This is a genomic window from Streptomyces sp. NPDC006733 (assembly GCF_040636125.1).
GTDB lineage: Bacteria > Actinomycetota > Actinomycetes > Streptomycetales > Streptomycetaceae > Actinacidiphila.
Genome location: NZ_JBEYJD010000005.1, coordinates 59,578 through 86,472, shown reverse-complemented (window position 1 = coordinate 86,472; position 26,895 = coordinate 59,578). Strand labels below are relative to the sequence as shown.

At 72.1% G+C, this 26,895-nt stretch carries 26 protein-coding genes; 11 read left to right on the top strand and 15 right to left on the bottom strand.

The genetic code is table 11. The annotated features are described in order from the left end of the window. Positions 1-140 precede the first annotated feature (140 nt). On the top strand, positions 141-533 hold the full coding sequence (locus tag ABZ721_RS06880) for an SCO5389 family protein (protein WP_138357354.1): 393 nt from the start codon (positions 141-143) through the stop codon (positions 531-533). 40 nt (positions 534-573) lie between these two features. Here ABZ721_RS06880 and ABZ721_RS06875 read toward each other — a convergent pair whose 3' ends face one another. Further along, positions 574-1,602, bottom strand: a complete 1,029-nt coding sequence (locus tag ABZ721_RS06875) for an LLM class flavin-dependent oxidoreductase (protein WP_358787536.1) — start codon at positions 1,600-1,602, stop codon at positions 574-576. A 184-nt stretch (positions 1,603-1,786) separates the two neighbouring features. On the opposite strand from ABZ721_RS06875, the gene ABZ721_RS06870 reads away from it, so the two are divergent. Then, positions 1,787-2,113, top strand: coding sequence for an ATP/GTP-binding protein (locus ABZ721_RS06870; protein ID WP_358787535.1), 327 nt, complete (start codon positions 1,787-1,789; stop codon positions 2,111-2,113). A 21-nt stretch (positions 2,114-2,134) separates the two neighbouring features. Here the strand turns inward: ABZ721_RS06870 and ABZ721_RS06865 are convergent, their stop codons facing one another. The 7 genes from ABZ721_RS06865 to mce all read right to left on the bottom strand — a co-directional run bounded on the left by ABZ721_RS06865 (position 2,135) and on the right by mce (position 11,552). Beyond that, entirely contained in the window at positions 2,135-3,019 is an 885-nt protein-coding gene (locus tag ABZ721_RS06865) for an ABC transporter permease (RefSeq protein WP_358787534.1), read from the bottom strand. Next, positions 3,016-4,326, bottom strand: coding sequence for an ATP-binding cassette domain-containing protein (locus ABZ721_RS06860; RefSeq protein WP_358787533.1), 1,311 nt, complete (start codon positions 4,324-4,326; stop codon positions 3,016-3,018). The genes ABZ721_RS06865 and ABZ721_RS06860 overlap by 4 nt, the downstream gene beginning before the upstream one ends. 120 nt (positions 4,327-4,446) lie before the next feature. Beyond that, entirely contained in the window at positions 4,447-5,226 is a 780-nt protein-coding gene (locus ABZ721_RS06855) for an ABC transporter permease (protein WP_358787532.1), read from the bottom strand. A gap of 2 nt (positions 5,227-5,228) precedes the next feature. Further along, positions 5,229-6,239 (bottom strand): ABC transporter ATP-binding protein, encoded by a 1,011-nt coding sequence (locus ABZ721_RS06850; protein ID WP_358787531.1) that lies wholly within the window; start codon positions 6,237-6,239, stop codon positions 5,229-5,231. Positions 6,240-6,354: 115 nt separating this feature from the next. After that, positions 6,355-7,293 (bottom strand): cellulose-binding protein, encoded by a 939-nt coding sequence (locus ABZ721_RS06845; RefSeq protein ID WP_358787530.1) that lies wholly within the window; start codon positions 7,291-7,293, stop codon positions 6,355-6,357. 103 nt (positions 7,294-7,396) lie between these two features. Further along, a complete protein-coding gene (gene scy, locus ABZ721_RS06840) occupies positions 7,397-10,891 on the bottom strand; it encodes a polarized growth protein Scy (protein ID WP_358787652.1) in 3,495 nt (1,164 codons plus the stop codon). Between the two features lie 232 nt (positions 10,892-11,123). Then, entirely contained in the window at positions 11,124-11,552 is a 429-nt protein-coding gene (gene mce, locus ABZ721_RS06835; RefSeq protein WP_138357147.1) for a methylmalonyl-CoA epimerase, read from the bottom strand. Between the two features lie 164 nt (positions 11,553-11,716). Between mce and ABZ721_RS06830 the strand changes: the two genes are divergently transcribed. Further along, positions 11,717-12,892, top strand: coding sequence for an acetyl-CoA C-acetyltransferase (locus ABZ721_RS06830; protein ID WP_358787651.1), 1,176 nt, complete (start codon positions 11,717-11,719; stop codon positions 12,890-12,892). Positions 12,893-12,914: 22 nt separating this feature from the next. Continuing rightward, positions 12,915-13,871 (top strand): methylmalonyl Co-A mutase-associated GTPase MeaB, encoded by a 957-nt coding sequence (meaB, locus tag ABZ721_RS06825; RefSeq protein WP_358787529.1) that lies wholly within the window; start codon positions 12,915-12,917, stop codon positions 13,869-13,871. Positions 13,872-13,929: 58 nt separating this feature from the next. On the opposite strand, the gene ABZ721_RS06820 is transcribed toward meaB, so the two are convergent. The 5 genes from ABZ721_RS06820 to ABZ721_RS06800 form a co-directional block, all read right to left on the bottom strand. Beyond that, positions 13,930-14,403: a MarR family transcriptional regulator gene (locus ABZ721_RS06820; RefSeq protein ID WP_358787528.1), complete on the bottom strand. Its 474-nt coding sequence runs from the start codon at positions 14,401-14,403 to the stop codon at positions 13,930-13,932. A gap of 127 nt (positions 14,404-14,530) precedes the next feature. After that, positions 14,531-15,319, bottom strand: a complete 789-nt coding sequence (locus ABZ721_RS06815; protein ID WP_358787650.1) for an AIM24 family protein — start codon at positions 15,317-15,319, stop codon at positions 14,531-14,533. 94 nt (positions 15,320-15,413) lie between these two features. Then, positions 15,414-16,064, bottom strand: coding sequence for an AIM24 family protein (locus ABZ721_RS06810; protein ID WP_358787527.1), 651 nt, complete (start codon positions 16,062-16,064; stop codon positions 15,414-15,416). Next, positions 16,064-16,702, bottom strand: coding sequence for an AIM24 family protein (locus tag ABZ721_RS06805; protein ID WP_358787526.1), 639 nt, complete (start codon positions 16,700-16,702; stop codon positions 16,064-16,066). The genes ABZ721_RS06810 and ABZ721_RS06805 overlap by 1 nt, the downstream gene beginning before the upstream one ends. 2 nt (positions 16,703-16,704) lie before the next feature. Continuing rightward, complete coding sequence (locus ABZ721_RS06800; RefSeq protein ID WP_358787525.1) at positions 16,705-17,526, bottom strand: DUF2127 domain-containing protein; 822 nt, start codon at positions 17,524-17,526, stop codon at positions 16,705-16,707. Positions 17,527-17,724: 198 nt separating this feature from the next. On the opposite strand from ABZ721_RS06800, the gene ABZ721_RS06795 reads away from it, so the two are divergent. Together ABZ721_RS06795 and ABZ721_RS06790 are read left to right on the top strand one after the other, a co-directional pair. Further along, positions 17,725-18,066, top strand: coding sequence for a DUF3817 domain-containing protein (locus tag ABZ721_RS06795; RefSeq protein ID WP_358787524.1), 342 nt, complete (start codon positions 17,725-17,727; stop codon positions 18,064-18,066). Beyond that, positions 18,063-18,371: an MTH1187 family thiamine-binding protein gene (locus ABZ721_RS06790; protein WP_358787523.1), complete on the top strand. Its 309-nt coding sequence runs from the start codon at positions 18,063-18,065 to the stop codon at positions 18,369-18,371. Before ABZ721_RS06795 ends, ABZ721_RS06790 begins: the two co-directional genes overlap by 4 nt. A 6-nt stretch (positions 18,372-18,377) precedes the next feature. Here ABZ721_RS06790 and ABZ721_RS06785 read toward each other — a convergent pair whose 3' ends face one another. Continuing rightward, positions 18,378-19,361 (bottom strand): DUF5937 family protein, encoded by a 984-nt coding sequence (locus ABZ721_RS06785; RefSeq protein ID WP_358787522.1) that lies wholly within the window; start codon positions 19,359-19,361, stop codon positions 18,378-18,380. Between the two features lie 184 nt (positions 19,362-19,545). Between ABZ721_RS06785 and ABZ721_RS06780 the strand changes: the two genes are divergently transcribed. Next, positions 19,546-20,730, top strand: a complete 1,185-nt coding sequence (locus ABZ721_RS06780) for an MFS transporter (RefSeq protein ID WP_358787521.1) — start codon at positions 19,546-19,548, stop codon at positions 20,728-20,730. Between the two features lie 123 nt (positions 20,731-20,853). Here ABZ721_RS06780 and ABZ721_RS06775 read toward each other — a convergent pair whose 3' ends face one another. Further along, on the bottom strand, positions 20,854-22,038 hold the full coding sequence (locus ABZ721_RS06775) for a peptidoglycan bridge formation glycyltransferase FemA/FemB family protein (RefSeq protein WP_358787520.1): 1,185 nt from the start codon (positions 22,036-22,038) through the stop codon (positions 20,854-20,856). Positions 22,039-22,223: 185 nt separating this feature from the next. On the opposite strand from ABZ721_RS06775, the gene murJ reads away from it, so the two are divergent. The 4 genes from murJ (at position 22,224) to ABZ721_RS06755 (ending at position 26,831) form a co-directional block, all read left to right on the top strand. After that, on the top strand, positions 22,224-24,017 hold the full coding sequence (gene murJ / locus ABZ721_RS06770) for a murein biosynthesis integral membrane protein MurJ (RefSeq protein WP_358787519.1): 1,794 nt from the start codon (positions 22,224-22,226) through the stop codon (positions 24,015-24,017). 117 nt (positions 24,018-24,134) lie between these two features. Beyond that, positions 24,135-24,644 carry a SigE family RNA polymerase sigma factor gene (locus ABZ721_RS06765; RefSeq protein ID WP_358787518.1) on the top strand — a complete coding sequence of 170 codons (510 nt, stop codon included), beginning with the start codon at positions 24,135-24,137 and terminating at the stop codon, positions 24,642-24,644. Next, positions 24,637-25,557, top strand: coding sequence for a hypothetical protein (locus ABZ721_RS06760; protein ID WP_358787517.1), 921 nt, complete (start codon positions 24,637-24,639; stop codon positions 25,555-25,557). Before ABZ721_RS06765 ends, ABZ721_RS06760 begins: the two co-directional genes overlap by 8 nt. Positions 25,558-25,571: 14 nt before the next feature. Further along, the gene (locus ABZ721_RS06755; RefSeq protein WP_358787516.1) at positions 25,572-26,831 is read left to right on the top strand and encodes an Ig-like domain-containing protein; all 1,260 of its coding nucleotides are present in this window, start codon (positions 25,572-25,574) and stop codon (positions 26,829-26,831) included. The last annotated feature ends 64 nt before the right edge of the window (positions 26,832-26,895 follow it).

Sequence of the window (26,895 nt, the reverse complement as noted above, 5' to 3'; positions counted from 1 at the left end):
TTGTGGGCGCTACCTCCTGGTGCCCCAGGACCCCGCCGCCTACCGTTGCATGTGGAAGCCGTCGTGCGGGAGAAGCTCGGACGGTTTCCGGTCCATGTCCGTCTGGCCCCGCACATCGCGGGGTCACGAGAGGAGTACCCATGTCGCTCGACGTCTCACCGGCCCTCCTCGAACAGGCCGAGCGAGGCGAGGTCGACGAGAAGGAATTCGTCGACTGCGTCCGGACCTCCCTGCCGTACGCGTGGGAGATGATCAGTTCACTGGTGGCGCAACTCAAGGTTGACGGCGGCTCCTTCGCCGACAACCAGGTGCCGCCGCCGGACGAGCAGGCGCGCGGGCAGCTGCTGCGCGCACTGGCGAGTGACGCGATACGGGGTGCCCTGCAGCGCCATTTCGGGGTCCGACTCGCGTTCCAGAATTGCCACCGGGTAGCGGTCTTCCCGCTCGACCCTGCTGTTGACGGGAGTTACGGAAAGTTCACTTCCGTGCGCTCTCAACTGCTCAACCAGTCACCGGAATTCAGGGACTGCTGATCCACATGTGACAGCGGTCCACGTGCTCCCGCTCTCCGGTTCAGGCCAATTGCGGGAGCACGTCGCTGCCCAGCCGCATGACGTTCTCCTCCGTGACCGCCAGATCCCCCGAACCCTCGACGAGCAGGGCGAAGCGGGTGATCCCCGTCCGCTCCGAGGTGGCCGCCAGCCGGTCCGCGCAGAGCCGGGCCGTGCCCACCGGGTGGAGATCGCAGAGCAACTCCGTGTAAGTGAGCGGGTTCCGCATCGCGCGTGCGCTGCCGTCCACCGTCTGGTGGGCCGCGAGGCCGCGCTGCAGCCAGCCCGGCATCGCCTTCACCAGCGACTCGACCGCGTCCGCGCGGCTGTCCGCGATCTGCACGACCCCCGCCGACACATGTTCGGCCCCGGCCGCCGCGACGGCCTCGGGGGAGAGGCCGGCGGCCAGCGCCGTGCGCTGCCAGAGCTCGACCATCCCGGCCTTCTCCTCGTCGCCGCAGTGCATCCCGAGCAGCATCGGCAGCCCGCGCTCCGCCGCCAGCCGGACGGAGTTGGGGGAGGTGCAGGCGACGATCACCGGCGGGCCCGGCTCGTCCAGCTCGTCGGGGCGCGGTACGACGGGCACCTCGCGGAACGAGTAGCGCGGTCCGTCCGCCCCGACGAGGGGCTCGCGCAGCCAGCGCGTCAGCAGGTCGAGTGATTCGGGGAAGCCGTGTTCGAAGGCTTCGAGGCCGGCGCCGAAGACCTCCAGGTCCACCCACGGGCCGCCGCGCCCGACGCCCAGGGTGAAGCGGCCGCCGGACGTGATGTGCAGCAGGGCCGCCTGCTCGCCGAGGGCCACCGGGTGGGCGGTCGGCAGCACGCTGACCGCGGTGCCGACGCCGATGGTGCTCGTGCGGCCCAGCAGAAACGCCGCGAGCGTCACCGCGGACGGGCAGACTCCGTAGGGAACGAAATGGTGCTCGGCCAGCCACACGGCGTCCAGCCCCGCGGACTCGGCCAGCTCGGCCGACCGGACCGCCCGGTGCAGCACCTCTCCCTGGCCCTGGCCGGGGAACTGAGCTGCGAGAACAAAAGTCCCAACGCGCATCGGTCACTCCCTCCTCTACAGGCATTAACGCTTGACACGTGCCAAAGGCACGGCTCACCGCAGCGATTTCATGATTTTCGGCAACACGGGCAGGTGGGGGCCGGATCGGAGGTACGCCCCGCCCGTCACCCGCCGCGTACCCTGGAACGGCCTGATCCGATCCGAACGAACCGCGAGGTGTCCCATGTCGCCGCGTCGTAACCACCCGCGCGGTGGTGACAGCACCGCAGATCGTCCGGGGGAATCGGGTCCCGGCCGGGGTCTCGAGCGTACCGAGACCTGGCAGGGGGAGGAGTGGTCGGTGCGGTCGATCGCCGGGAGCGCCGCGGGCAAGAGCTACCGCTGCCCCGGGTGCGACCAGGAGATCCCGCCCTCCGTCGGACACCTGGTGGCCTGGCCCGAGTACCGCGGGGGCGTCGACGACCGCCGGCACTGGCACCGCGCGTGCTGGAACGCGAAGGACCGCCGCACCACGAGGGTGCAGCGGTCCCGCAACGCGCCGCGCTACTGACGCGCGCCGGCCGTCACACGGCTAGACGTCGCGCTTGGCCAGGACGGCGTAGGCGCAGCCGAGGGCGACGGCCGTGATGATCGCGAGCAGCCCCAGGCCCGGCCAGCCGGTACTGGTGCCGTCGTCCATCGGGATGCGGTACATCGACGCGAGTCCGTTGAGCGGCGAGTACTTGATCAGGAAGTCGCGCAGCGAGTGCATGCTCTCGGCGAACATGAAGAGCGCGAGGATCAGCGGCAGCAGGACCACGCCCATCATGGCCGTGATCGCACCCGCCGAGTGCCGCAGCAGGGTGCCGACCGCCAGCGAGAGCAGGCCGAGCAGTGCCACGAACAGGCCGGCGCCGACGGTGGCGCCCAGCCACTGGCCGCCGCTGGCGACGACTTTGCCGGCCTCGATCGAACCCTGCATCACCACGTCGTCGGAGGCGCCGTCCGGGACCTCCTGGCCCGACAGGGCCGCGGAGTTGATGAGCGCGGTGATGCCGCAGGCCGCGGTCGTCGTCACGAACGCCAGGCTGAAGAAGACGATCGCCTTGGCCGTCAGCACGCGCGAACGGCTCGGGCAGGCGGTGAACGTCGTGCGGATCATGCCGGTGCTGTACTCGGAGGTCACCACCAGGACACCGAGGGTGATCACCGCGAGCTGGCCGAGCATCAGCCCGAACAGGCCGCCGCTGAGCAGCGGCAGCCCGACGTAGTCGTCCTGGGCCATCGCCATCGTCACCAGCATGCCGATGCCGATGACCACCACGAGCATCACGCTGAGCGTCCACACCGTGGAGCGCACCGTGCGGATCTTCGTCCACTCGGACTTCAGCGCGTGCGCCAGCGTGGTGTTCTGCACCGGGATCGGCGACGTGTACTGCTGGGCGTACGTGTAAGGGGCGGGGACGGGGGCGGTCATCGGGCGTCCTCGCTGTCGGACTTGGTGAGGCTGGGAGCGGCGGAGGGAGCCGCGGGGGGCGCGGCGGGGGCGGCCGGAGCCGCCGGGGCGGCGGGGGGCGCGGCAGGCGCGGCCGGTGCGGCCGGCGGCTGGGCGGGCACGGCGGTGGTCGCCGCGTACGGCTGCGGCGGCGGGCCCGCGGGCTGCTGGCCGTAGGGCTGGGCGTACGGCTGCGGCTGCTGCCCGTACGGTGCCTGCTGCGCCGGGGGCTGGCCCCAGCCGCCGGGCGCCTGCTGCGGGTAGCCGGCCTGCGGGTACCCCTGCGTCGGGTACTGGCCCTGCTGGGGGTACCCGCCCTGCGGGTAGCCCTGCTGCGGGTGCTGGGCGGGCTGCTGCAGGCCCTGGCGCGGGTCCTGCGTGGAGCGGTAGTCCACCGCGCCGCTCGTCATCCGCATGTACGCCTCTTCCAGCGAGGCCTGGTGCGGCGAGAGTTCCCACAGGCGCACGTCGATCTCGTGCGCCAGGTCGCTGATCCGCGGCAGCTCCAGGCCGGTGACGCGCAGGGCGCCGTCCTGCTCGGGCTGCACCTGCCCGCCGGCCTCGCTGAGCGCCTTCGACAGCTTCTCGCGCGAGCCGGCGTCGTCCGGGGTGCGGACGGTGGCGTGCGCGGTCGAGTTGCGGGCGATGAAGTCCTTGACGCTCATGTCCGCGAGCAGCTGCCCGCGGCCGATCACGATCAAGTGGTCGGCGGTCAGCGCCATCTCGCTCATCAGGTGGCTCGACACGAAGACCGTGCGGCCCTCGGCGGCGAGCTTCCGCATGAGGTTGCGGACCCAGAGGATGCCCTCGGGGTCGAGGCCGTTGACCGGCTCGTCGAAGAGCAGCACCTCGGGGTCGCCGAGCAGGGCGCCGGCTATGCCGAGCCGCTGGCCCATGCCGAGCGAGAAGCCCTTGGAGCGGCGCGACGCCACGTCCTGCAGGCCGACGACGCCCAGCACCTCGTCCACCCGGCGGGCCGGGATGCCGGACAGCTGCGCCAGGCACAGCAGGTGCTGGCGCGCGCTGCGGCCGCCGTGCACGGCCTTGGCGTCGAGCAGCGCACCGACCCTGCGGGGGGCGTTCGTCAGCTGCCGGAACGGCTGGCCGCCGATGGTGACGTGCCCCGCCGACGGGTCGTCGAGGCCCAGGATCATCCGCATGGTGGTGGACTTGCCCGAACCGTTCGGTCCGAGGAAGCCGGTCACGGCGCCCGGTCGGACCTGGAACGACAGGTTGTACACAGCCGTCTTCGCGCCATAGCGCTTGGTGAGGCCCGTTGCCTCGATCATGCTTGCCCCTCGCATTCAACCGGGGCACGTGCCCCCGTGAGGTTTAGGAGGCTACAGGGGCACGAGCGGTTCCAGCAGGGGTGTTCTTCCGGCACCCCTGCCGGTACGCTCCCGCGGCGCCTACGCGTCGCGGTTCTTGAGCACCAGATAGCCGCCGAGCAGCGCGGCGACCACCCAGACGGCCATGATGGCCATCCCGGCCCAGGGCCCGTACGGAGCCGAGTTGTCGCTCGGGCCGCCCTGCACCACGTTCATGATCTGCTGGCCGGCCTGGTCCGGGAAGTACTTCGCGACCGTCTTCACCTTCGGCACCGCCGACAGGATCGGCGAGACGAGGAAGAAGAACGGCATCAGGATGCCCAGGCCGAGCATCGGGCTGCGCAGCATCGTCGCGACGCCCACGCAGAACAGCACCAGGAGCGCCATGTACAGCCCGGTGCCGAACACCGCGCGCAGCACGCCCGGGTCGCCGATCGACGCCTTGTGGCTGCCGAGCAGGGATTGTCCGAGGAAGAACGAGACGAAGCTAGTGGCCATGCCGACCACGAGCGCCAGCAGACCGGCGATGGTGACCTTGGAGAAGTAGAACGAGGCACGTTGCGGGACCGCCGCGAGGGAGGTGCGGATCATGCCGGAGCTGTACTCGCTGGCGATCACCAGTACGCCGAAGACGATCAGCGCGAGCTGACCGAGCGCCATCCCCGCGAAGCTGGAGCTGGTGGCGTCGAAGGTGGCCCGGTCCCCCTCGGACATGTCGTTGAAGCTGTTCTTGATCACCAGGCAGATGACCGCGCTGAGGGCGACGGTGACGATGAACGCCAGCGCCAGTGTCCACACCGTGGACCGTACCGTCCTGATCTTGGTCCATTCCGACTGGAGGACCGCGCCCGGAGCCGCCATGGTCAGGACTCCTTTCCGTTGCGGGGAGCGTTGCCGGAAGCATCGGACCAGCCGGCGCCCCACTGCGGGGCGGCGGCGTTCGCGACCGGCGCCGCGACACCGGCGGCGTGGCCGCCTGCGTGGTACTCCACCGACTCTGCGGTGAGCTGCATGAACGCGTCTTCCAGGGAGGCCCGCTGCGGGCTGAGCTCGTGAAGGGTCAACTGGTGCTTGGCCGCCAGCTCGCCGATCCGCGCGGGATCGCCGTCCTCGATCTCGAAGGAGCCGTCGCCGGTGACCACCGGGGTGATCCGGGCGGCGGCCAGCGCGTCGCGCAGCCGTTCCGGTTCGGGGGTCCTCACCCGGACGTACGAGCGGGAGTTCGTCGCGATGAAGTCCGCCATCGAGGTGTCCGCGAGCAGCCGGCCCTGGCCGATGACGACGAGGTGGTCGGCGGTCAGCGCCATCTCGCTCATCAGGTGGCTGGAGACGAAGACCGTGCGGCCCTTGGCTGCCAGATCCTTCATGAGGTTGCGGATCCAGTGGATGCCCTCGGGGTCGAGCCCGTTGACCGGCTCGTCGAACATCAGGATCTCCGGGTCGCCGAGGAGGGCGCCGGCGATGCCGAGCCGCTGGCCCATACCCAGTGAGAAGCCCTTGGACCGCTTCTTCGCGACCGAGGACAGGCCCACCGTCTGGAGGACCTCGTCGACCCGGGAGGGCGGGAGACGGTTGGACTGCGCGAGGCACAGCAGGTGGTTGTACGCGGTGCGGCCGCCGTGGATGGCCTTCGCGTCCAGGAGGGCGCCGATGTACTTGAACGGCTCGCTCAGGTCACGGTAGTGCTTGCCGTCGATGCGCACGTCGCCCGCGGTCGGCCTGTCCAGATCCAGCATCATCCGCATGGTCGTGGACTTGCCCGCCCCGTTCGGGCCCAGGAAGCCGGTCACCACGCCGGGGCGCACGGTGAACGTGAGGTTGTCGACAGCGGTCTTGGCCCCGTACCGCTTCGTGAGCCCCTGTAGTTCAATCATGGTCCCAACCTACGGTTCGCGCGGGCCTCCGTCACGCCGAAAACCCCCATCCGAGGAGGATGGAGGCTTTCGGTGATGGGGCATCAGCGGGCTGGGTGGGCCCGTCCGATGGGGATCAGCGGCTCTGCTGCGCCGGGACGCCGCGGGAGATCGGCTCCTCGTCGGCCGGGCCGGTGGCCGCGGCCACCGCCGCACCGGTGAGGGTGGCCAGCATCTCGCGGACGTTGGTCAGCTGGGCGTTGATGCTGTCGCGGCGGTTGGTGAGCGCCGCCAGCTCGCGCTCGGACTCGCTGCGGATCCGGTCGGCCTTCGCGTTCGCGTCCGCGACGATGTCCTCGGACTGGCGCTGGGCCGTCTCCACCGTCTGGCGGGCGCGGCGCTCGGCGTCGGTGCGGAGCTTCTCGGCCTCCAGGCGGAGCTGCTCGGCGCGGTGCTCGATCTCCGCCAGGCGCTTCTCGGCCTTGGCCTGACGCGAGGCCAGGTCGCGCTCGGACTGCTCGCGGCGCTTGGCCAGGTTGGTCTCGAAGTCGGCCGCGGCCTGGGCGGCCTTGGCACGGGTCTCCTCGAAGAGGGCGTCGGCCTCCTCGCGCTTGGCCTGCGCGTCCTTCTGGGCCTCGCCCCGCAGCTGCGAGGAGTCGGACTTCGCCTTGTCGACGATCCGGGCGCCCTCGTCCTCGGCCTTGGCCTTGCGGTCCGCGGCGAAGGTCTCGGCGTCGTTGCGCACCTGGTTGGCGGCGGACTCCGCCAGCTCGCGGTGCTGCTCGGCCGCGCGACGGGCCTCCTCACGAAGGTCCTTCGCCTCCTCCTCGGCGAGGCGGAGGATCTTCTCGACGCGGGCGCCGAGGCCGGCGTACGACGGCTCGGCGTCGTTGACCTGCGCCTGCGCGTTCTGGGTCTCGAGGTGTAGCTCCTCGATCCGCTTCTCGAGGGCGGTGATCCGGGTCAGTGCGCTGTCACGGTCGGCGACGAGCTTGGTGATGCGGTCGTCCACCTGACCGCGGTCATATCCGCGCCGAACGAGTTCGAAGCCGAAGGGGGAGGAGGTGTCACTCATGGGGTTCCTGTCAATTCAGACCGGGTGAGGTGATAGAGGGAATCCTAGGGGCCCGGACGGCGTGTCACCGAGCCATTGCTTATTAGGTATGCAGAATGTCCGCTCAATCGAGTGGAGCATCGTCGTTGCGCTTGCCCCCCGAACGGGTGGTTCCGGCCCCCGCTCCGGCGGTCACCGCGTTCTTCCCGCCACCAGGGGTCTCGAATGACTCCAACGCCTCCAGGACGTCCTGGACACGGGAGATCTCGGCATTGATGTCCTGTCTGCGGCGCACCAGGAGCTCCAACTCGCGCTTCCCCTCGTTGACCGTACGCTCCGCCTCGGCCCGGGCCTCCCCCTTGACCCGCTCCGCCTCCCGCTCCGCGTCGGCCTTCTTCTGCTCGGCTTCCTTGAGCAGCCCCTCGGCCTTCTTGACGGCGGCGATCCGTACCTTGCTCGCCTCGGACTCGGCCGTGGACCTGACCTCCTCGGCCTTCGCCTCGGCCTCGGTGAGCTGCTCGGTGGCGGCCGCGACCAGCTTGTCGACCCGCTCGCCCGCCGTCCGCATCTGGTCCGAGGACTCCTTGCGGGCCCGCTCGTGCAACTCCTCTACCTCGGACTCCACGCGCGTGCGCAGTTCCTCGGTGCGTTCCCTTATCGACGTGGCGTCCCGGCGCGCCTCGCCCAGCAGCGTGTCCGCGTCCGTACGGGCCCGCTCGACCACGGCGTTGCCCTCCAGCGTCGCCTCGGCGAAGATCCGTTCGGCCTCCGTCCGGGCGGCGCCGACCATCGTGTCGGACTGCTCCTCGGCGGCCGCGCCGATCCGCACCGCCTCGGCCTGCGCCTTGGCGATCAGCTCGTCCGCCTGCTCGGCGGCCTCGCTGCGGCGGCGGTTGGCGTCCTCGCGGGCCTCGTCGCGGATCCGGTCGGCCTCGGCGCGGGTCGCCTCCGACTCGCGTTCCGCGGTGTCCAGCGCGTCCTTGGCGAGTATGCCGAGGCGCTCGGCCTCCTCGCGGGCCTTGGTGATCAGCTGGTCGGCCTGGCCGGCGGCCTCGGTACGGCGGCGGTTGGCGTCCTCGCGGGACTCCGTGCGCAGCCGCTCGGACTCCTCGATCGCCTCGGAAACGGTGCGCTCCGCCAGCGACTTGGCGGCGTCCGTCTCGTCCTTGGCCTCCCGGCGGATCCGTGAGGCGTCCTCAGCGGCCCGCTCCCGCTCGGAGTTGGCGTCCGCGTGCAGCCGGTCGGCCTCGCCCTGGGCCTCGGTGCGCAGCCGCTCCGCGGCGTGCTCGGCGGCGGAACGCAGCCCGGCGATCTCCTCGTCGGCCTGCTCGTGCAGGTGCGCGACGGCGTCGCGGACCTGCTGGGCGGTCTGTTCGGCGGCGGCGACCAGCTCGCCGGCGCGGGCCTCGGCCTCGGCGACCAGCCGGTCGGCCTCGTCCCCGGCCTCCTGGACGCGGGTACGGGCCGACGCGAGCAGCTCCTCGCTCTCGCGGCGGGCCTGGGCGCGCTCCTGGTCGGCCTCGGCGCGCGCGGACTCCAGCAGCTCCTCGGCCTCGCGGCGGCGGCGGGCGGCCTCCTCCTGGGCGGCGGCCAGCGCCTCGGCGGCCTCGGTGGCGGTGCGCTCGGCCGCGGCGGCGGCCTCCGCGCGCAGCCGGCCCGCGGTCTCCTGCGCCTCGGTGCGCAATTGCTCGGCCTCGGTGGCGGCGTCGGTGCGCAGCCGCACCGCGATCGTCTCGGCCTCGGCGCGGGTCTGCGACGCGTCGGACGCGGCCTCGTCGCGCAGCCGTACCGTTTCGCTCTCGGCCTGCTCCTGCAGGGCGCGGACCCGTTCCGCGGCCTCGTTCCGCAGCCGTTCCGCCTCGTCGGCGGCCTCGCGGCGCAGCCGCTCGGCCTCGCCGCGCGCGTCGCGCAGCGCCTGCTCGGCGGTGGCCACGCGCTGCTCGGCCTCCTCGCGCAGCCGCAGGAGGTCCGCCTCGGCGTCGGCACGCAGCCGCTGCACGGTCTGCTCGGCCTCGTCGCGCTGCCGCCGCGCCTCGGCCTCGGCGTCGTCCTTGACCTGGCCGGCCTGCTGCTCGGCCTCGGTGCGCAGCGCCTCGGCCTCGGCGCGGGCCCGCTCCAGGGCCTCCTCGGCCTTCTTGTTCAGCGCGGAGGCGCGCTCGGTGGACTCGGCCCGCATCCGGTCGGCCTCGGTGGACGCGCCCTGGCGCATCTCGTCGCCGTCGGCCTTCGCCTTGGCCAGCAGGCCCTCGGCGGTCCTGGCGGCCTCCTCGATCTGCTGGACGGCCTCACGGCGGGCCTCGCCGCGGATGCGCTCGCCCTCGGCGACCGCGTCGGCCCGCAGCTGCTCGGCCTCGCCGCGCAGCCTGCGCGCCTCCTCCTGCAGCTCGACGGTCTTGGCCCGGTACTCCTCGGTGTCGTCCTGCGCGGCGCCGCGCAGCTCCTGCGCGGACGCCTCGGCCTGGCCGCGCAGCCGCTCGGCCTCCGCCTCGGCCTCGCCGCGGATGCGCTCGGCCTCCTCGGCGGCCGCCCGGGTGGTGGACCGGGCGTCCTCGGAGGCCTTCGTCAGCACCTCCTCGGCGGTCCTGGCGGCCTGGGCCAGCTGCGCCGCGGCGTCCTCGGAGGCGGCGGAGCGCGCCTTCTCCTGGGCCTCGGCGCGGATCCGCTCGGCCTCGGCGAGCGCGTCGGCGCGGACCTGCTCGGCCTCGGCCTTGGCGGCCTCGGACTCCTTGGTCGCCTCCGTGACCATCCGGGCGATCTCGGCACGGGCGGTACGGCTGCGCTGCTCGTTCTCCGCCTCGGCGGTGGACAGCCGCTTCGAGGCGGCCGCGTTGGCCTCCTCGCGCAGCCGCTCGGCCTCCGCGCGGGCCTCGCGCAGCGACTCGTCGGCCTCGCGCATCCGCTCCTGGGCGAGCCGGGTCAGCTCGGTGGCCTCCTGGCGGGCCGCGTCGGAGTCGCTGAGGGTGGACGTGCGCAGCTGCTCGGCCTGGCTGCTGGCTTCCTGCGCCTGGTTGGAGGCCGCGGTCAGCAGCCGCTCCGCGTCGGCCCTGGCGCGCCGCAGCAGCTGCTCGGCCTCGGACTTCGCGGACTCCGCCTCGGCGGTGAGCCGCTCGCGGGTCTGCTCGGCGATCCGGGTCGCCTCGGCGCGGGCGGCGGCCAGCGCCGCCTCGGACTCGGCGCGGGTCTCGTCCAGCAGCCGGCGCGCCTGGGACTCGCTGCGGGCCCGCAGCTGCTCGGCCCAGGCCACGTTCTCGTTGACGTGGGTCTCGACGGTGGCCCGGCGCTCGCCCAGCTCCTCGTCGAGCTGGCGGCGCCGGGCGACCGCCTCCGCGTGCCATTCGGCCTCGAAGCGCGACTGCCGCTCGGCCTGCTCCTGGAGCAGCCGCTGGGTGGCCGCGCGGGCCTCGCGCAGCTCGCGCTCCGCGTCGGTGCGCAGCTGGTCCGCCTGGATCTGGGCGTTGCGGAGCAGCTGGTCGGCCTGGTGGCCGATGTTGTCGTAGGCGGGGCGGGAGGCGAGATTGCGGCGTGCCTCGTGAAGTTTGGCGCGCAGAACCTCGACCTGGTAGCCCAGGTCGTCGGCGTGCTCGACGGCCTTACCCCGCTCGGTGCGAAGCCGCTCCATCTCGGCCTCGAACAGCGAGAGGTGGTCGTCGGCCTCGTAGCGGTCGTTGCCCCGCACTCCGCGGTCCCATCCGTCCCCTGGCGTTCTCACCCGCCAACCGGGTGAGACTCTCCACAACCCCGTTTGCGCGGGGCCCTATGGAGAAGTGTGTCTGATCCACGCCGTGGAGCGGGCCGGTACCCCACGCCCACCCGTCGGCTGGGCCACTCTACCGGCCCAAGGGGGGCTGGGGTCAGTGGTCCTTGGCGGCGGTGACCAGCTCGGTGAGGACACCATGGCAGTCCTTGGGGTGCAGGAACGTGATCCGTGACCCCATGGAGCCGATCCGCGGCTCTTCGTAGAGCACCCGGACGCCCTTCCCCGCGATGTCGGCGGCGTCGCCGTCCACGTCCGCGGTGCCGAAGGCGATGTGGTGCACGCCCTCGCCGTTCTTTGCCAGCCATTTGCCCACCGCGGAGTCCTCGCGGGTCGGCTCCAGGAGCTGGAGGTAGGAAGCGCCGCCGTCGGAGGTCTCGTTGATCTTGAGCATGGCCTCCCGTACACCCTGCTCCTCGTTCACCTCGGAGTGGTGGACCTCGAAGCCGTACGTGGCGCGGTAGAACTCGACGGTGGCGTCGAGATCGAAGCACGCGATACCGATGTGGTCGATGCGAGTCAGCATGGGAACAGTGCACCGCTACCCGACCCCGTAACGCAACGTGCGCGCGATCACACGTTCCGCCCGATGACCGCGCGCTTACCGCTCAGTACATTGACGGTAACCCTCGTTAACTTCTCTCTTCTCCTGCTGAAGGGGCCCGCACCATGAGCCAGCCACGTACGTCCGTGATCGTCGCAGGTGCCCGAACTCCCATGGGACGGCTGCTGGGATCGCTGCGATCCTTCAGCGGCGCCGACCTCGGGGGCGTCGCCATCAAGGCGGCCCTGGACCGCGCGGGGATCGGCGGCGACCAGGTGCAGTACGTCATCATGGGCCAGGTGCTGCAGGCCGGCGCCGGCCAGATCCCGGCCCGCCAGGCCGCCGTCAAGGGCGGCATCCCGATGAACGTCCCGGCCCTGACGATCAACAAGGTCTGCCTCTCGGGCCTCGACGCGATCGCGCTGGCCGACCAGCTGATCCGCGCCGGCGAGTTCGACGTGATCGTCGCGGGCGGCCAGGAGTCGATGACCAACGCCCCGCACCTGCTGCCGAACTCCCGGGCCGGCTTCAAGTACGGCGCGATCGAGATGCTCGACGCGATGGCGTACGACGGCCTCACCGACTCCTTCGAGAACATCCCGATGGGCGAGTCGACCGAGAAGCACAACACCCGCCTCGGCATCGGCCGCGAGGCCCAGGACGAGATCGCGGCCCTGTCCCACCAGCGCGCCGCCGCCGCGCAGAAGAACGGCCTGTTCGAGGCCGAGATCACCCCCGTCGAGATCCCGCAGCGCAAGGGCGACCCGGTGGTCTTCAGCCAGGACGAGGGCATCCGCGCCGAGACCACCACGGAGTCGCTCTCCAAGCTCCGCCCGGCCTTCGCCAAGGACGGCACGATCACCGCCGGCACCTCCTCGCAGATCTCCGACGGCGCCGCCGCCGTCGTGGTCATGTCCAAGGCGAAGGCCGAGGAGCTGGGCCTGGAGTGGATCGCCGAGATCGGCGCGCACGGCAACGTGGCGGGCCCGGACAACTCGCTGCAGTCGCAGCCCTCCAACGCGATCACGCACGCGCTGGCGAAGGACGGCCTGACCGTCGACGACCTGGACCTGATCGAGATCAACGAGGCCTTCGCGGCGGTCGCCGTGCAGTCGATGAAGGACCTCGGCGTGACACCTGAAAAGGTGAACGTCAACGGCGGCGCGATCGCGCTCGGTCACCCGATCGGGATGTCCGGGGCGCGCGTCGTCCTGCACCTCGCGCTGGAGCTCAAGCGCCGGGGCGGCGGTACGGGCGCCGCGGCGCTCTGCGGCGGCGGCGGCCAGGGCGACGCCCTGATCATCCGCGTTCCCGGCAAGTGAGCAGACGAGAGACGGAGCACTGATGGTGGACGTCGCCACGCTGGTCGAGCAGGCGCGCGAAGGCAGGCCGCGGGCCGTGGCTCGGCTGATCTCGCTGGTCGAGGGGGCGTCCCCGCAGCTGCGGGAGGTGATGGCCGCGCTCGCGCCGCTGTCGGGCGGCGCGTACGTGGTGGGCCTGACCGGCTCGCCCGGCGTGGGCAAGTCCACCTCGACGTCCGCACTGGTCACGGCGTACCGCAAGCGCGGCAAGCGGGTCGGGGTGCTGGCGGTGGACCCGTCCTCGCCGTTCTCCGGCGGCGCGCTGCTCGGCGACCGGGTCCGGATGTCGGAGCACGCCTCCGACCCCGGCGTCTACATCCGCTCGATGGCGACCCGCGGCCACCTCGGCGGCCTCGCCTGGTCGGCGCCGCAGGCGATCCGGGTGCTCGACGCGGCGGGCTGCGAGGTGATCCTCGTGGAGACGGTCGGCGTCGGGCAGTCCGAGGTGGAGATCGCCGCCCAGGCGGACACCTGCGTGGTGCTGCTGGCGCCGGGCATGGGCGACGGGATCCAGGCCGCGAAGGCCGGGATCCTGGAGATCGGCGACGTCTACGTGGTGAACAAGGCCGACCGGGACGGCGCCGACTCCACCGCGCGTGAGCTGAACCACATGCTCGGGCTGGGGGAGTCCCGCGGCCCGGGGGACTGGCGGCCGCCGATCGTCAAGACCGTCGCCGCCCGCGGCGAGGGCATCGACGAGGTCGTCGAGGCCCTGGAGAAGCACCGGGCGTGGATGGAGGAGCACGACGTCCTGAACGCCCGCCGCCGGCGCCGCGCCGCCAACGAGGTCGAGAACATCGCGGTCACCGCCCTGCGCGAGCGCATCGGCGACCTGCACGGCGACCAGCGCCTCGACGCCCTGGCGGAGCGCATCATCACCGGCGCCCTGGACCCGTACACCGCCGCGGACGAACTGATCGAGAGCGTCACGCAGGCGTAGCGGGCGCGTGAGGGGGCCGGGCCGGTCGGCCCGACCCCTCACGGTGACCTCATGGGACCTAGCGGCCGCGCGCCGTCCGCAGGTGCTCGGCGACGGGCGCCAGCGCCTTGTAGAGCGCCGCCAGGTCGTCGGCCGGCAGCAGGTCGATGAAGTTCTCCCGCACGGACGCCACGTGGTGCGGCGCCACCTTGCGCATCGTGTCCCAGCCCTGCTCGGTGAGCACCGCGTACAGCCCGCGCCGGTCGGACTCGCAGTTCTCGCGTCGGACCATGCCGGTGCTCTCCATCCGGGTGATCTGGTGGGAGAGCCGGCTCTTGGACTGGAGGGTGACCCGGGCGAGGTCGCTCATCCGCATCCGCCGGTCGTCGGACTCCGAGAGGTTGACGAGGATCTCGTAGTCGTTGTTGGTGAGGCCGAACGGCTGCAGGTCACGCTCCAGCTGGTGCATCAGCAGTCGGCTGACGTCGAGATGGGTGCGCCAGGCGCGCTGCTCGTCCTCGGTGAGCCACTTGGTGCCGTTCTGAGTCTCCATGCGGTAAATTCTACAGGTAGTTGAAAACCGTATGAACGGGCCCCGTAGTCAACCGGTCACAGCCCGGCACGGGCCGCCCGAACACCTGGTCGGACGGCCGTCCCGCCGGGGCCGGACGGCCCTCCCGCTACAGCCCGAAGCGCCGCTGCAGATCCCCCAGCTGCCCCGGCAGCCGCGGTACCTGCCCCTGCTGGCCGCCGGGAGCCCCCGGCACGCCCGCGCCCGGCACACCGGGCCCCGCGGACGCCGGGACGCCCCCGGTCGCCGTCTCCGGCATCAGGACCTCCGTGGACTGCAGCAGCACCTGCCCGGCCCCGACGAACTCGAACTGGTGCTCCTCGCCCGACGTGCCGCCGATCCCGGTGAGCGCCCGCAGGCCGCCCAGGACGCCGCGCATGTAGCCGTGGTCGTAGTGGTGGCAGGGGGAGGGGCAGTCCGCCCAGCCGACCAGCGCCTGCGGGTCCACCCGGATCGGCGGCTCCACGAAGTGCACCGCCCCGTTCGAGGCGGCGACGAACTTGCCGGTCCCGATCAGGGTGAGGAAGCCGGGGATGATCGACTGCTTGAGCGCCAGGCCGGGCTGGAAGGCGAGCAGGTTGCCCGACCGGATCGTCAGGTTGCCGTTCTCCAGGTCGAACGAGTTGACGTCGTAGGCCCGGTCCGCGAGCAGCAGCTTGCCCTGGCCCTCGGCGACCACCCAGTCCGAGGCGTGCAGCGGCGAGTGGAAGTTGGCGGCGACCAGCCGGTCGAGCCGGCCGTGGCCGATGCCGTGGAAGTCGATCTGCCCGTAATAGGCGATCATCTTCCCCTTCTGCAGGAACCACTGGCCCTTGAGCTCGACGCTGAACGCGTACGGGTTGACGTTGTCGTCGACCGGCAGCGAGTGCGGATCGTGGATGACGGGGCCAACGCCCATTGCGCTCACAGCGCTTCTCCGTTCGCTTCTCCGCCCGATCGGCGAAGGTTCCGCTCGACGTGCGCCTGCGGCCCAAAGGCCTCTCGTGCGTCGCTCACAGCTTGTCCTCCGACGCCTGTACGTACACCGTGCCCTGGCCCGACAGTTCCAGCTGGAACGCCTCGCCCGAGCCCCGCCCCACCATGTCCCGCCAACCCAGCGCCGTCGACAGCTTGTTGCGCACGTCGCCGCGGTGCGCCACGTACGCCTGCGGGTCGACGTGCACCGCGCCCTGGTGGGTGATCGGCAGCTCGATGACGCCGCCGTGCGCCATGACGGCGACCGAGCCCTTGCCCTGGAGCGTGGTGGTGAACAGGCCCTGGCCGGTGACCTGGCCGCGGATCACGCCCATGACGCCGCCCTGCGAGCCCATGAACATCGTGGACTGCTGCAGCGTGCCGTCGAAGGCCAGCAGCCGGTCGGCCTCGACGTAGAGCGTCTCGCCGTTCAGGTCGATGGTGTGGATGTGGTGGCCGCCGTGCCCGAACATCACCGAGCCCTGGCCCTCGACGGTCATCAGCGGCGTCGCCTCGTTGGCGACCCGCCGGCCGATCATCGAGGCGATGCCGCCCTGGCCGCCCTGGATGTTCGGGGTGAACGAGACCTCGCCGCGGTAGGCGAGCATCGCGCCGCGCTGGCTGAACAGCCGCTGGCCGGGGATGATCTGCGCCTCGACCATCTTGGAATTGATCTTGGTGAACGGCACTAGAGCTGTCCCCCGATCGTGTTGCGCTCGCTGGGCTGCACGTAGACCAGGCCCTCGCCCTCGAAACGGATCTGGAAGCTCTCGCCGGACCCCTCGCCCAGCACCGTCCGCCAGCTGACGCCGGTCTGGAAGTGCTGCTGCAGGTTGCCGGTGTGCGCCACGTACGCGCCGGGGTCGACCTGCAGCGGCATGCCCGCGGAGACCCGCAGCACGATCGCCGGGCCGTCCGAGGTGATCGCGGCCTGGCCGACGCCCTCGACGGTCGTGGTGAACAGGCCGTTGCCCTGGCTCGCGCCGCGCAGGCCCGTGAAGGTGGTGCCGGTCCGCAGCCCGGGGTCGGTCGCCAGCAGGTTGCTGGCCTCGACGTAGAGCTTCTCGCCGTTCAGCCGCACTAGGTTGATCTCGCTCGCACGGTCGGCGAAGTAGCACGTGCCGTGCCCCTTCACCTCCATGACCTCCATGGACTCGCCGGTCAGCCGCCGGGTCACCATGCCGCGGATCCCCTCACCGCCCCCGGACATCTTCTTGAACGCCATCTGGCCGTCGTAGGCCACCATCGCGCCGTTCTTCGCCTTGACGGCGTCGCCGGTCATCTCCACGGCGAGTACTTTGCTGCCCTGCAATCGGAACATGGCCACGATCAGACGCTATCCGTCCGTACGGGAACCGTCACCGGTTCGGTGTGAACAGGCTTTTCGGCCGGCTTCTCGCCGGCGGCGACCTCGACCTCCAGCAGTGAGGCGCTGCGGCGTTCGGCCTCGAACGCCTCCACGCCGCCGCGCAGCCCGAACAGCCGCTTGGACAGCGCGATCCAGAGCACCGCCAGGACGTTGAGCGCCAGCGTGGCGATCTTGATCCAGCTGATTTTCTCGGTCAGCTCGAAGATCTCCAGGGGCAGGAAGGCGGCGGTCGCGACCACCGTCAGGTACTCCGCCCAGCGCTTGCCCCACCACAGGCCGAACGCCTCGACGATCTCGATGAGCGCGTACACCAGCAGCGCGACGGCGACGATCACCAGCGTCGAGTGCTTGTAGTCGAAGGTCTTGCGGATGGTGTCGACGACCGGGGAGTGCTCCAGGTCGTAGTGGAAGTGCTCGGCGACCGGGCCGAAGACCGAGAGCTGGTCCTCGAAGAGCCGGCGGACGGAGTCCTGCGAGTTGCTGAACCTCCACACCGCCCACGCCGCGAGCACGATGAAGACCCCGCGCACCAGCCGCTCGACCGCCAGGAACCGCAGGATGAACAGATCGCGCAGCGCCCGCCCGCGCGGCACCTCGGGTGCCTGGTCGGCGGGGCCCGAGCCGTGCGGCGCGCCCAGCGCGAAGTCGCCGCAGCGCAGGCAGCGCCAGACCTCGCCGACGGGCGTGGTGGCGTGCAGCCGCTCGCGCAGGTGGGCCTCGTCCGGCGCGTAGGTGATGTGGCCCCGGCGCGAGCAGTGGCGCCGGTCCCAGTCGAACTTCATCGGTGCGGTTCCCCCGGTGGTCGTCGTCCGCGGTGGTCGTCCGCGTGCATCGTCGTGGAGGGGGACGCTATCGGCCCTCCTCCGGTTCTCGACCCCCGGGGCGGGAGCGGGGGAGGGGGCGGAGATAATGGACGGAGGCTTGTGATCACGTTCACAAGAACGCCTCCGTAGAACGCCCCCGTCGATGATGAGGAATCCGTGGACATCAAGACCGCCTCCGCCCTGCGCCGGCTCCGCCTGGTCTCCGCCCCCGAAGCGGTGTCCTTCCTGCTGCTGCTGGTCTGCTCGATCCTGAAGCGCACCACCGACTTCAACGCCGTCCCGGCCATGGGCATGATCCACGGGGTGCTGTTCGTCCTCTACGTGATCTTCTGGGCCCTGGCCTGGTACAAGGCCAAGTGGACGCTGGGCCGGGCCGCGCTCTACGGCGTCCTGTCCGTCCTGCCCACCGGCGGCTTCTTCGCCGAGCGCATGCTGCGCCGCGAGGCCGAGTCGGAGATCATCGCCGCGCGCGCCCGCCAGGAAGGCGTCGTCGCGTGATCGTCGCCTTCTCCGTCTCCCCGCTGGGCGTCGGCGAGGACGTGGGCGAGTACGTCGCCGACGCCGTCCGCGTCGTCCGGGAGTCCGGCCTGCCGAACCGCACCGACGCGATGTTCACCTCGATCGAGGGCGAGTGGGACGAGGTGATGGACGTCGTCAAGCGCGCCGTCGCCGCCGTCGAGGCCCGCGCGCCGCGTGTCTCCCTGGTCCTGAAGGCCGACATCCGGCCGGGCGTGACGGACGGGATGACGTCGAAGGTCGAGACCGTCGAGCGGTACCTCGCCCCCGAGGGCTACGAGGGCTAGCGGCGCTCAGCCCCCGCCGGTGGCGAGGGTGAGGCCGAGCGGCGTCCGTTCGTACAGCACCCGGTGGCCCTCGCGGTGCGAGGTGAGCAGGCCCGCCTCGCGCAGGACCGACAGGTGGTCGGAGACGGACGACAGCGCCAGGTCGTGGCGGCGGGCGAGCGCGCTGGTCGTCGCGGGCGCGTCGAGGTTGGTCAGGATCGCCGCCCGGTTGGGCCCCAGCAGCCGGATCAGCGGCTCGGGGGACGCGGGGCCGGGGACGGTCCACAAGGTGGCGGTGCCGCGCGCCGGATAGACCAGCGTCGGCTGCCAGGGCGGGTCGAACCCGCTCACCACGTCCGGCCGCACGAAGACGCTCGGCACCAGCAGCAGCCCCGCGCCGTCGAGGGTCCGCACGTGGTCGGGCCGCCGGTCCACCGTCAGCGTGCCGTCGGCCCAGCTCACCTTGGGGTGCAGGTCGGCGAAGAGCCGCTCCGGGCCGCCGTCGGCCAGCCGGCGCGAGTGGAAGGCGACGTCGGCCTCCAGCACCGCGCGCATCCGGGGCCAGAACGGGGCGAGGAGCGTGTCCCAGACCCGGGCCATCAGCTCCGCGAGATCGTCGACCGTCCGCGCCGGATCGTCGAGCAGCGCCCGCGCCCGCTCGGTCTCGGCGGCGCCCGGCGTCACCGCCAGCGCCCTGACCAGGTCGGCGCGGGCCACCTCCGGGTCGGTGCCGCGGACCCGGGCCAGCTCCTCGTCGATGGTCGCGAAGACGCCGTCGGGCGGTGGGCACAGGAAGTCGGGGTTGTGGCCGCGCCGCGGCATCACCAGCTCGAACGGGCTGAGGTCGAACGTCCGGGCCACCGTCCTGACCTGCCGCAACCACGGCAGGTGGTACCCCTGGCGGGACGGTGTCCGCAGGGTGCGGATCGCCTCCTGCGTCTCCCAGAGCGGGGAGATCGCGAACCGGGAGGACAGCAGGTCCTCGGCGACGAAATGCATGTGGAACGGCATGACAGACCCCAAGTTTCGTTTTCAGCCGAAACAGTAGAAGCCAAGTCCCGATGTCCGCCAGTCTGCGTCCATGACAACGGAAAACTCAGACTCGGGACTTCAGAAAAGTGACGAGCCGACGTGCGACGGGACAGCGGGGACGACGGCCGATCCCGTCGAACCGCAGGCCGCCGGATATCGCACGGTGTTCGCGGTCCGTGAGTTCCGGCCGATCTTCGCCGCCCACGTGCTGTCCATGTTCGGCAGCTTCTTCGCCGAGGTGGCGCTGGCGGTGCTGGTCTTCGAGCGCACCGGGTCCCCGTTGCTGACGTCCCTGATCTTCGCGCTCGGCATGCTGCCGTACGCGCTCAGCGGCGTGCTGCTCTCCGGCGTCTCCGACCGGTACCCGGCCCGCCGGGTGCTCGTGACGTGCGACCTGCTCTGCGCGGCCTGCGTCGCGGTGCTGGCGCTGCCGTTCACGCCGCTGGCGGTGCTCTTCCTGCTGCGGGCGGTCCTCGCGATGATCACGCCGCTCTTCCAGGGGACGCGGGCCGCGAGCCTCGCCGACATCCTGGAGGGCGACGTCTACGTCCTGGGGCGTTCGCTGCTCAGGATCGTCTCGCAGAGCGCCCAGATCGTCGGGTTCGGCGTCGGCGGCCTGGTGCTGGTGGTGCTGTCGCCGCGTGCCGCGCTCACCGTGGCCGTGGGGACCTTCCTCTGCTCGGCCGCGCTGCTGCGCCTGGGCACCCTGGACCGGCCCGCGCGGGTCATCGGCAACGGCTCGATGATGCGGCAGTCGCTGCTCGGCGCCCGCCAGCTGCTGAGCCACCGCAGGATCCGGGCGCTGCTGCTGTGGTGGTGGATCCCGCCGATGTTCTTCGCGGTGGCCGAAGGCCTGGCGACGCCGTTCGCCGCCGCGGCCGGCGCCGGCTCCGCGGGGGTCGGCCTCCTGCTGGCGGCGATGCCGGCCGGGACGGTGGTCAGCGAGCTGGCGGCCGGCACGCTGCTGTCACCGGCGGCCCGCACCTGGATCGCGATGCCGCTCGCCGGCCTGGCCCTGGTGCCGATGGTGCTCTTCGCCTTCCACCCGCCGCTGCCGGTGGCCATCGGCATCATGCTGGTGGTCGGGCTCTGCTCCGCCTACGCGCTGGGCATGGACAAGTGGTTCGTCGAGGCGGTGCCGGAGGAGATGCGCGGCCAGGCGATGTCCCTGCTGGGCGCGGGCATGATGACGCTGCAGGGGCTCGGCATGACGATCGGCGGCGCGGTGGCCGAGGTGGCCCCGCCGTACGCCGTCATCTCCGGCGCCGGGATCCTCGGTCTGGTGAGCACGCTGCTGGTGCTGCGCTCGGTGGCGGCCACCGGCCGCAGCGCTGTGGGGACGGCCTGAAGGACACCCCTTCGCCGCTGGTCGACGCGCGTAACACCGCGCCGGCCCGGTGCCGGCCGCGGCGACCGTGCCGCCGCGACCGTGCCGCCGCCCGTGCCGCCGTCTCCGCGCCGCAACCCGCGCTCAGCGCCGGGCCAGGTAGGCGTGCATCGCCCGGTGCAGGGTCTTGTTGACCGCGCCCTGCAGCGGCAGCTCCCACTCCCCGAGCGTCTCCACCGCCTCGCCGCCCGTACCGAGCTTCCAGCGCAGCAGGCCGAACGAGCGCGCGTCGGGATCCAGGCTGTCCGGTACGCCCCGCATGTCGTACACGGACGCGCCCAGCACGTGCGCGTCGCACAGCATCCGCCACTGCAGCGCGTTGCTCGGTCGCACCTCGCGGCGGTGGTCCGCGGAGGCGCCCGTCTGGTACCAGACGCGGGAGCCGTCCGGGGAGACGAGCAGGGTGTGCGCGGCGAGGATCTCGCCGCCGTGGCGGGCGGTGTACAGCCGCATGGCGCCCGGCCGTTCGGCGTTCAGCACCTCGTACTGGCGCCGGTAGTAGGCCAGGTCGCGCCCGAGCCGGAAGCCGTCGCGCCGCTCGGTGACCTCCAGCAGCTCGTGGAAGGCCGCCAGCTCCTCCTCGCCCGCGACGGCGGTCTCCACCCCCGCCTTCGCGGCCTTCTTCACGTTCCGCCGCCACTCCTGGTTCAGCCCGGTCCACAGGTCGTCCAGGCCGCGGCCGGCCAGCGGCACCTCGAAGATCAGCCGGGGCTGGGCGTCGCCGTTGTAGCCGTCCTCCCCGCCGCGCCGCCAGCCCGCCTCGCGCAGCCGGTCCGCGACCGCGGCGCCCAGCGGGTCCACCAGGTCCGGCAGGACGTCGCCCATCCGGCGGCCGGGCGCCACCGCCTCCTTCAGGGTGCGCGCCGACCACCGCCGGTACGGCAGCGGCGGGCCCATCCGGACGGCGAAGGCGCCGGTGCCGCGCAGGTGGTCGAGGAGCGGGTCCAGCCGGCGCTCCAGGTCCGGCGCCGACCAGTCCAGCACCGGGCCCTCCGGGAGGTACGCGAACGATCTCCGGGTGCCGGGCAGTTGCCGGTACAGGGCCAGCGCCGAGCCGACCATCGCGCCGGTGCCGTCGAACCAGCCCAGGCTCTCCGCCGACCAGCCCGGTTTGACCCGGGCCCACGAGGGGCTCTGCAGGAAGCTGACCGCGCGCGGGCCCCGCCGCCGCACGAACTCCAGGTGCTCGGCCTCCGTGACGGGGCGCAGCACGAGACGGGGCGCCGGGCCGGGGAAGACGTCGTGGGCGGAGTCCTGGTGGGTGGTCATCGTCAAGGCTCGTCCTCCGCGGTGCGGTGGGCCTGGCGGCCCGCTCACCTCTCTCACGCCCCACGGGGCCCGGATGTGACAGAGATGTTCGCGACAGCGCGCACCGGTTTCCCAAGGGGGCGCGCGACGGGCAGACTTCGGCCTCTGCGCGGCCACCGGCCGCGCCCGGCCGGGGAGCACAACGGGTGACATCAGCAGTGGGCAGTGACGCGGGGACCGGCGATCCCGGTCGGGACGCGGTGCGCGGCGCCCCCTACGGCGGACCCCTCCCGCCGGAGGCCGTTCTCCCCCCTGCCGCGGAACGGCCGGCACCGCCGGACGCGCCCGCCGCCGGGACCGGCACCGCCACCGGGGCCGACTCCGCCGCCTCGCTCAAGCGCAGCGGCAGCGTCATGGCGCTGGGCTCGCTCGCCTCGCGCGCCACCGGGTTCGTGCGGAGCGGCATCATCACCGCCGCGCTCGGCACCACCCTGCTCGGTGACGCGTTCAGCGTCGCGAACACCGTCCCGAACATCCTGTACATCATGCTCATCGGCGGGGCGCTGAACTCGGTGTTCGTCCCGCAACTGGTGCGTGCCGCCAAGGAGCACAGCGACGGCGGCGCCGCCTACACCGACCGCCTGCTCACCGTCTGCCTGGTCGCCCTGCTGGTGATCACGGCCGGTGCCGCGCTGGCCGCGCCCTGGCTGGTCAGCGCGTACGGGCCGGACTTCACCGCCGCCCAGCGCGACCTGACGATCGCGCTCGCCCGGTACTGCCTGCCGCAGATCCTCTTCTACGGCGTCTTCACCCTGCTCGGCCAGATCCTCACCGCCCGCGACCGGTTCGGCGCCATGATGTGGTCGCCGGTGCTGAACAACGTCGTCGTCATCGCGGTCTTCGGCCTGTACCTCGCGGTCGCGCACGACACCACCGCCGCCGGCACGATGAGCGGCGCCGACGCGCTGCTGCTGGGGCTCGGCTCCACCGCGGGCATCGCCGTGCAGGCCCTGGCGCTGGTCCCGGCGCTGCGCGGCGCCGGGTTCCGCTGGCGGCCGCGGTTCGACTGGCGCGGCTCCGGGCTCGTGCACCCCATGCGGGCCGCCGGCTGGACGCTGCTGCTGGTCTTCGTCAACCAGATCGCGTACTGGGTCGTCACCCGGCTCGCCACCTCCGCCGGCGCCCACGCGCTGGCCGGCGGGAGCGCGGTGGGCGTCGGCTTCGCCGCCTACAGCAACGCCTACCTGCTGTGGGTCGTCCCGCAGGGGATCATCACCGTCTCCCTGGTCACGGCCCTGCTGCCGCGGATGAGCCGGGCCGCCACCGACGGCGACCACGCGCGGATCGGCGCCGACCTCTCGTACGGGCTGCGCGGCTCGGCCGCCGCGATCGTGCCGGCGGTCGCGGCCTTCCTGGCGCTCGGCCCGCAGATCACCGGCGTGGTCTTCCAGCACGGCCGCACCACCGACGCGGACGCCCAGGCCATCGCCTGGATCCTGATGGCGTTCGCCCTCGGACTGCCCGCCTTCGCCGGGCAGTACCTGCTGGCCCGCGGCTTCTACGCGCTCGGCGACACCCGTACGCCCTTCTTCCTCAACGTCGTGATCGCCGCCGTCAACGCCGGCCTCGCCCTCGTCTCGTACGCGGTGCTGCCCGCCCGCTGGGCCGTGGCCGGCATGGCGGGCGGCTACGCGATCGCCTGCTGTGCCGGACTGGCGTGCACCACGTGGGTGCTGCGCCGGCGGCTGCGGTGGCGGCCGGCCGTCCTGGGCGCGCACGTCCGGCTGGCCGTCGCGTGCCTGCCGGGCGCGGCCGCCGCGTACGGGATCGCGCAGGGCAGCGAGCGGCTGCTCGGCACCGGCTTCGCCGGGGACTGCGCCGGGCTGCTGCTCGGCGGCGCCGCGCTCATCTGCTCCCTGCTGGCCCTGGCGGGGCCGCTGCGGCTGACCGAGGTGCGGTCGCTCGCCGCCCCGGTGCTGCGGCGGCTGCCCGGCCGCTGAGAGTTCAGCCGCCGGAAAGTTTTCCTGATTTCCTTGTCACCTTTCGGGCCCGCTGAGCGTGTAGGTAGCGGGAGGGACATTGAACATCCGTACGGCGCACACACCCCCGGGGTGGGTGTGAGTCCGCACGCGACGCCGCAGGACGACTTCGACGAGTTCTACGCGGTCACCGCGAAACGCCTGGTCGCCGCGGTGTACGCGGTCACCGGCGACCTTGGCGAGGCCGAGGACGCCGTGCAGGAGGCGTATGCCCGCGCCTGGCAGCGGTGGGCGAAGCTCACCGCCGAGGGGGACCCGACGCCCTGGGTGCGGACGGTGGCCCTGCGGCTGGCGGTGAGCACGTGGCGCAAGACACGCAACCGCGTGCGGGCACACTTCAAGTACGGCGTGCCGGCCGACGCGCCTGCCCTGGCACCGGACCGGGTCGCTCTCGTCGCGGCCCTGCGGGAGCTGGGGGAGGAGCAGCGGACGGCCGTCGTGCTGCACCATTTGATGGACCTGCCGGTCGAGGAGGTCGCCCGGGAGACCGGCGTGTCCAACGCGGCCGTACGCACCCGGCTCAGCCGCGCACGCAAGGCGCTGGGCGTCCGGCTGACCGAGGAAGAGGAGGTGCCCCTCCATGGCTGACCCGCTCGACGACCGCCTGCGGGACCTGGCTCGCGACACCGAGCCGCTGATCGTCCTCGCCGCCCCCGCGGACGTCCGCAGGCGTGGGGAGCGCCGCCGTGCCCGGCGCCGGATGGGCGCGGTGGCCGTGGTGGCCGCGGCCGCGGTGGCCGTGGGCTCCTGGCTGGTCGTGCCCCGGCTGGAGAACGGCGCGCAGACGCCGATGGTCGGCGGTTCGTCCTCGCCCGACCCGCTGCCGACGGACAACCTGGCGGGCGAGCTGCTCCGGCCGACCGCCCTGCCCTGGGACTCGGTCTGGCACTGGCGCACGACCGCGGCGGCCACCGCGGCGAAACTGCCGCTGATGGAGTGCGGGGCCGCGCTGTACGATCCGGCCGCGGCGAGTGTCCGTTTTTATCTGGGGAACGAGACCAGCAGCGCGCGCTACTCCGTCCGCGCCCTCGGCAGCGAGGGCGCGGCCACCACGGAACGGAACCGCATAAGCGACGAATTGGGCGCATGCGGGCTCACCTCTTCAGGGAAGGAGGCGTTGACCACGGAAACGGTGCTGCGCCTCTACGGGGTAACGAAGAAGGACGGGTGGATGAGCCAGGTCTGGCTGGCGACCAAGGGCCGTTACGTGTCGCTGCTCCAGGTGGTCACACCGGTGATCATGGGCGTGAACACGCCCTACCTCGACGGGACCCCGGTGCTGTGCATGTTCCGGTCCCTCGACCGGCTCGCCCCCTCCGCCCCGGGATCCGCTCCCGCCACCCCCACCACTTCCCCCTCCACCGAATTCGCCGGGGGCAGCCCGGCGGGCGGGGGCCCGTCGTCCGCGTCCGGCGGCACGTCCGGCGGCACGTCCGGATCGCCCGACCTGGAGCTCCCGCCGTCGAACTACGTCCTTCCCCATTCTTCTGACCGCTGCTGATGAGGACATCTCCCGTGACACCGATACGTACGTCCCGTGTTTCCTTCGCCCGCCTACGAGCCCTGGCCGTGCCGGCGCTGCTGGCCGTCGCCCTGACCGCCTGCGGCGGCGGTGGCGGTGACAACGGCGCCAAGGGCGGTGACGACGGCAAGGGGGGTGACAAGGGCGCCCCCGCGGCCGTGCCGGTCACCTTCTCGCCCGCCAACGGCAAGACCGGGGTGGACCCGGGCAGCCCGGTGAAGGTGTCCCTGACCGAGGGCACCATCGGCGCCGTGACCGTGACCGCCGCGGCCAAGAGCACCGACGGTGTCGAGCCGGTCGAGGTCACCGGCAAGCTGGACGCCGCCAAGCACACCTGGCAGTCCGACCGCACGATGACCCCCGGCACCGCCTACACGGTCAAGGCCACCGCGGCCGACAAGTCCGGCGCGCAGAAGGAGCAGACCAGCACCTTCACCACGCTGGCCGCGACCAAGACCAACGGCGTCACCGTCACGCCGCTCGGCAACGCGGTGGTGGGCGTCGGCCAGCCCGTCTCCATCGCCTTCGACAAGCCGGTCACCAACCGCGCGGCTGTCGAGAAGCAGCTGTCCGTGACGACGACGCCCGCCGTGCAGGGCAGCTGGGGCTGGATCACCGACCCGCTGACCGGCACCCAGCGCGTCGACTGGCGCCCCACCACGTACTGGACCAAGGGCACCAAGGTCACGATGACGGCCAAGCTCAGCGGCCTCGACACCGGCAACGGCCGCTACCTGCGCCGCGACGTCACCTCCACCTTCACCATCGGCACCGCCCGGGTCTCCAAGGTCGACATCAAGGCCAAGAAGATGACGGTCACCGAGGACGGGAGGACCGTCAAGGTCATCAACATCTCGGCCGGCAAGCCGGACTTCCCGACCTGGAACGGCCGGATGACCGTGATCAGCAAGCAGTCGACGATCCACATGACGTCCTCGTCGGTCGGCATCGCCACCAACAAGGACGCGGCGGACTTCTACGACAAGGACGTCAAGATGGCGGTGCACCTGACCACGTCGGGCACCTTCGTCCACGCCGCCCCGTGGAACGACGCCAAGATGGGCAAGGAGAACACCAGCCACGGCTGCGTCGGGATGTCGGACGCGGACGCCAAGTGGTTCTTCGACAAGGCCGTCCGCGGTGACGTCGTCGAGGTCACCGGTTCGACCCGTGCGACCGTCGACAAGGGCAACGGGTACGGCGAGTGGAACCTCTCCCCGGAGGCGTGGGCGAAGCTCAGCGCCCTGTCCTGATCCGGCGTCCCGATCCGTCGGAATCCGCTCCCCCGGGGAGCCGGGTTCCGATGGACGAGACAGC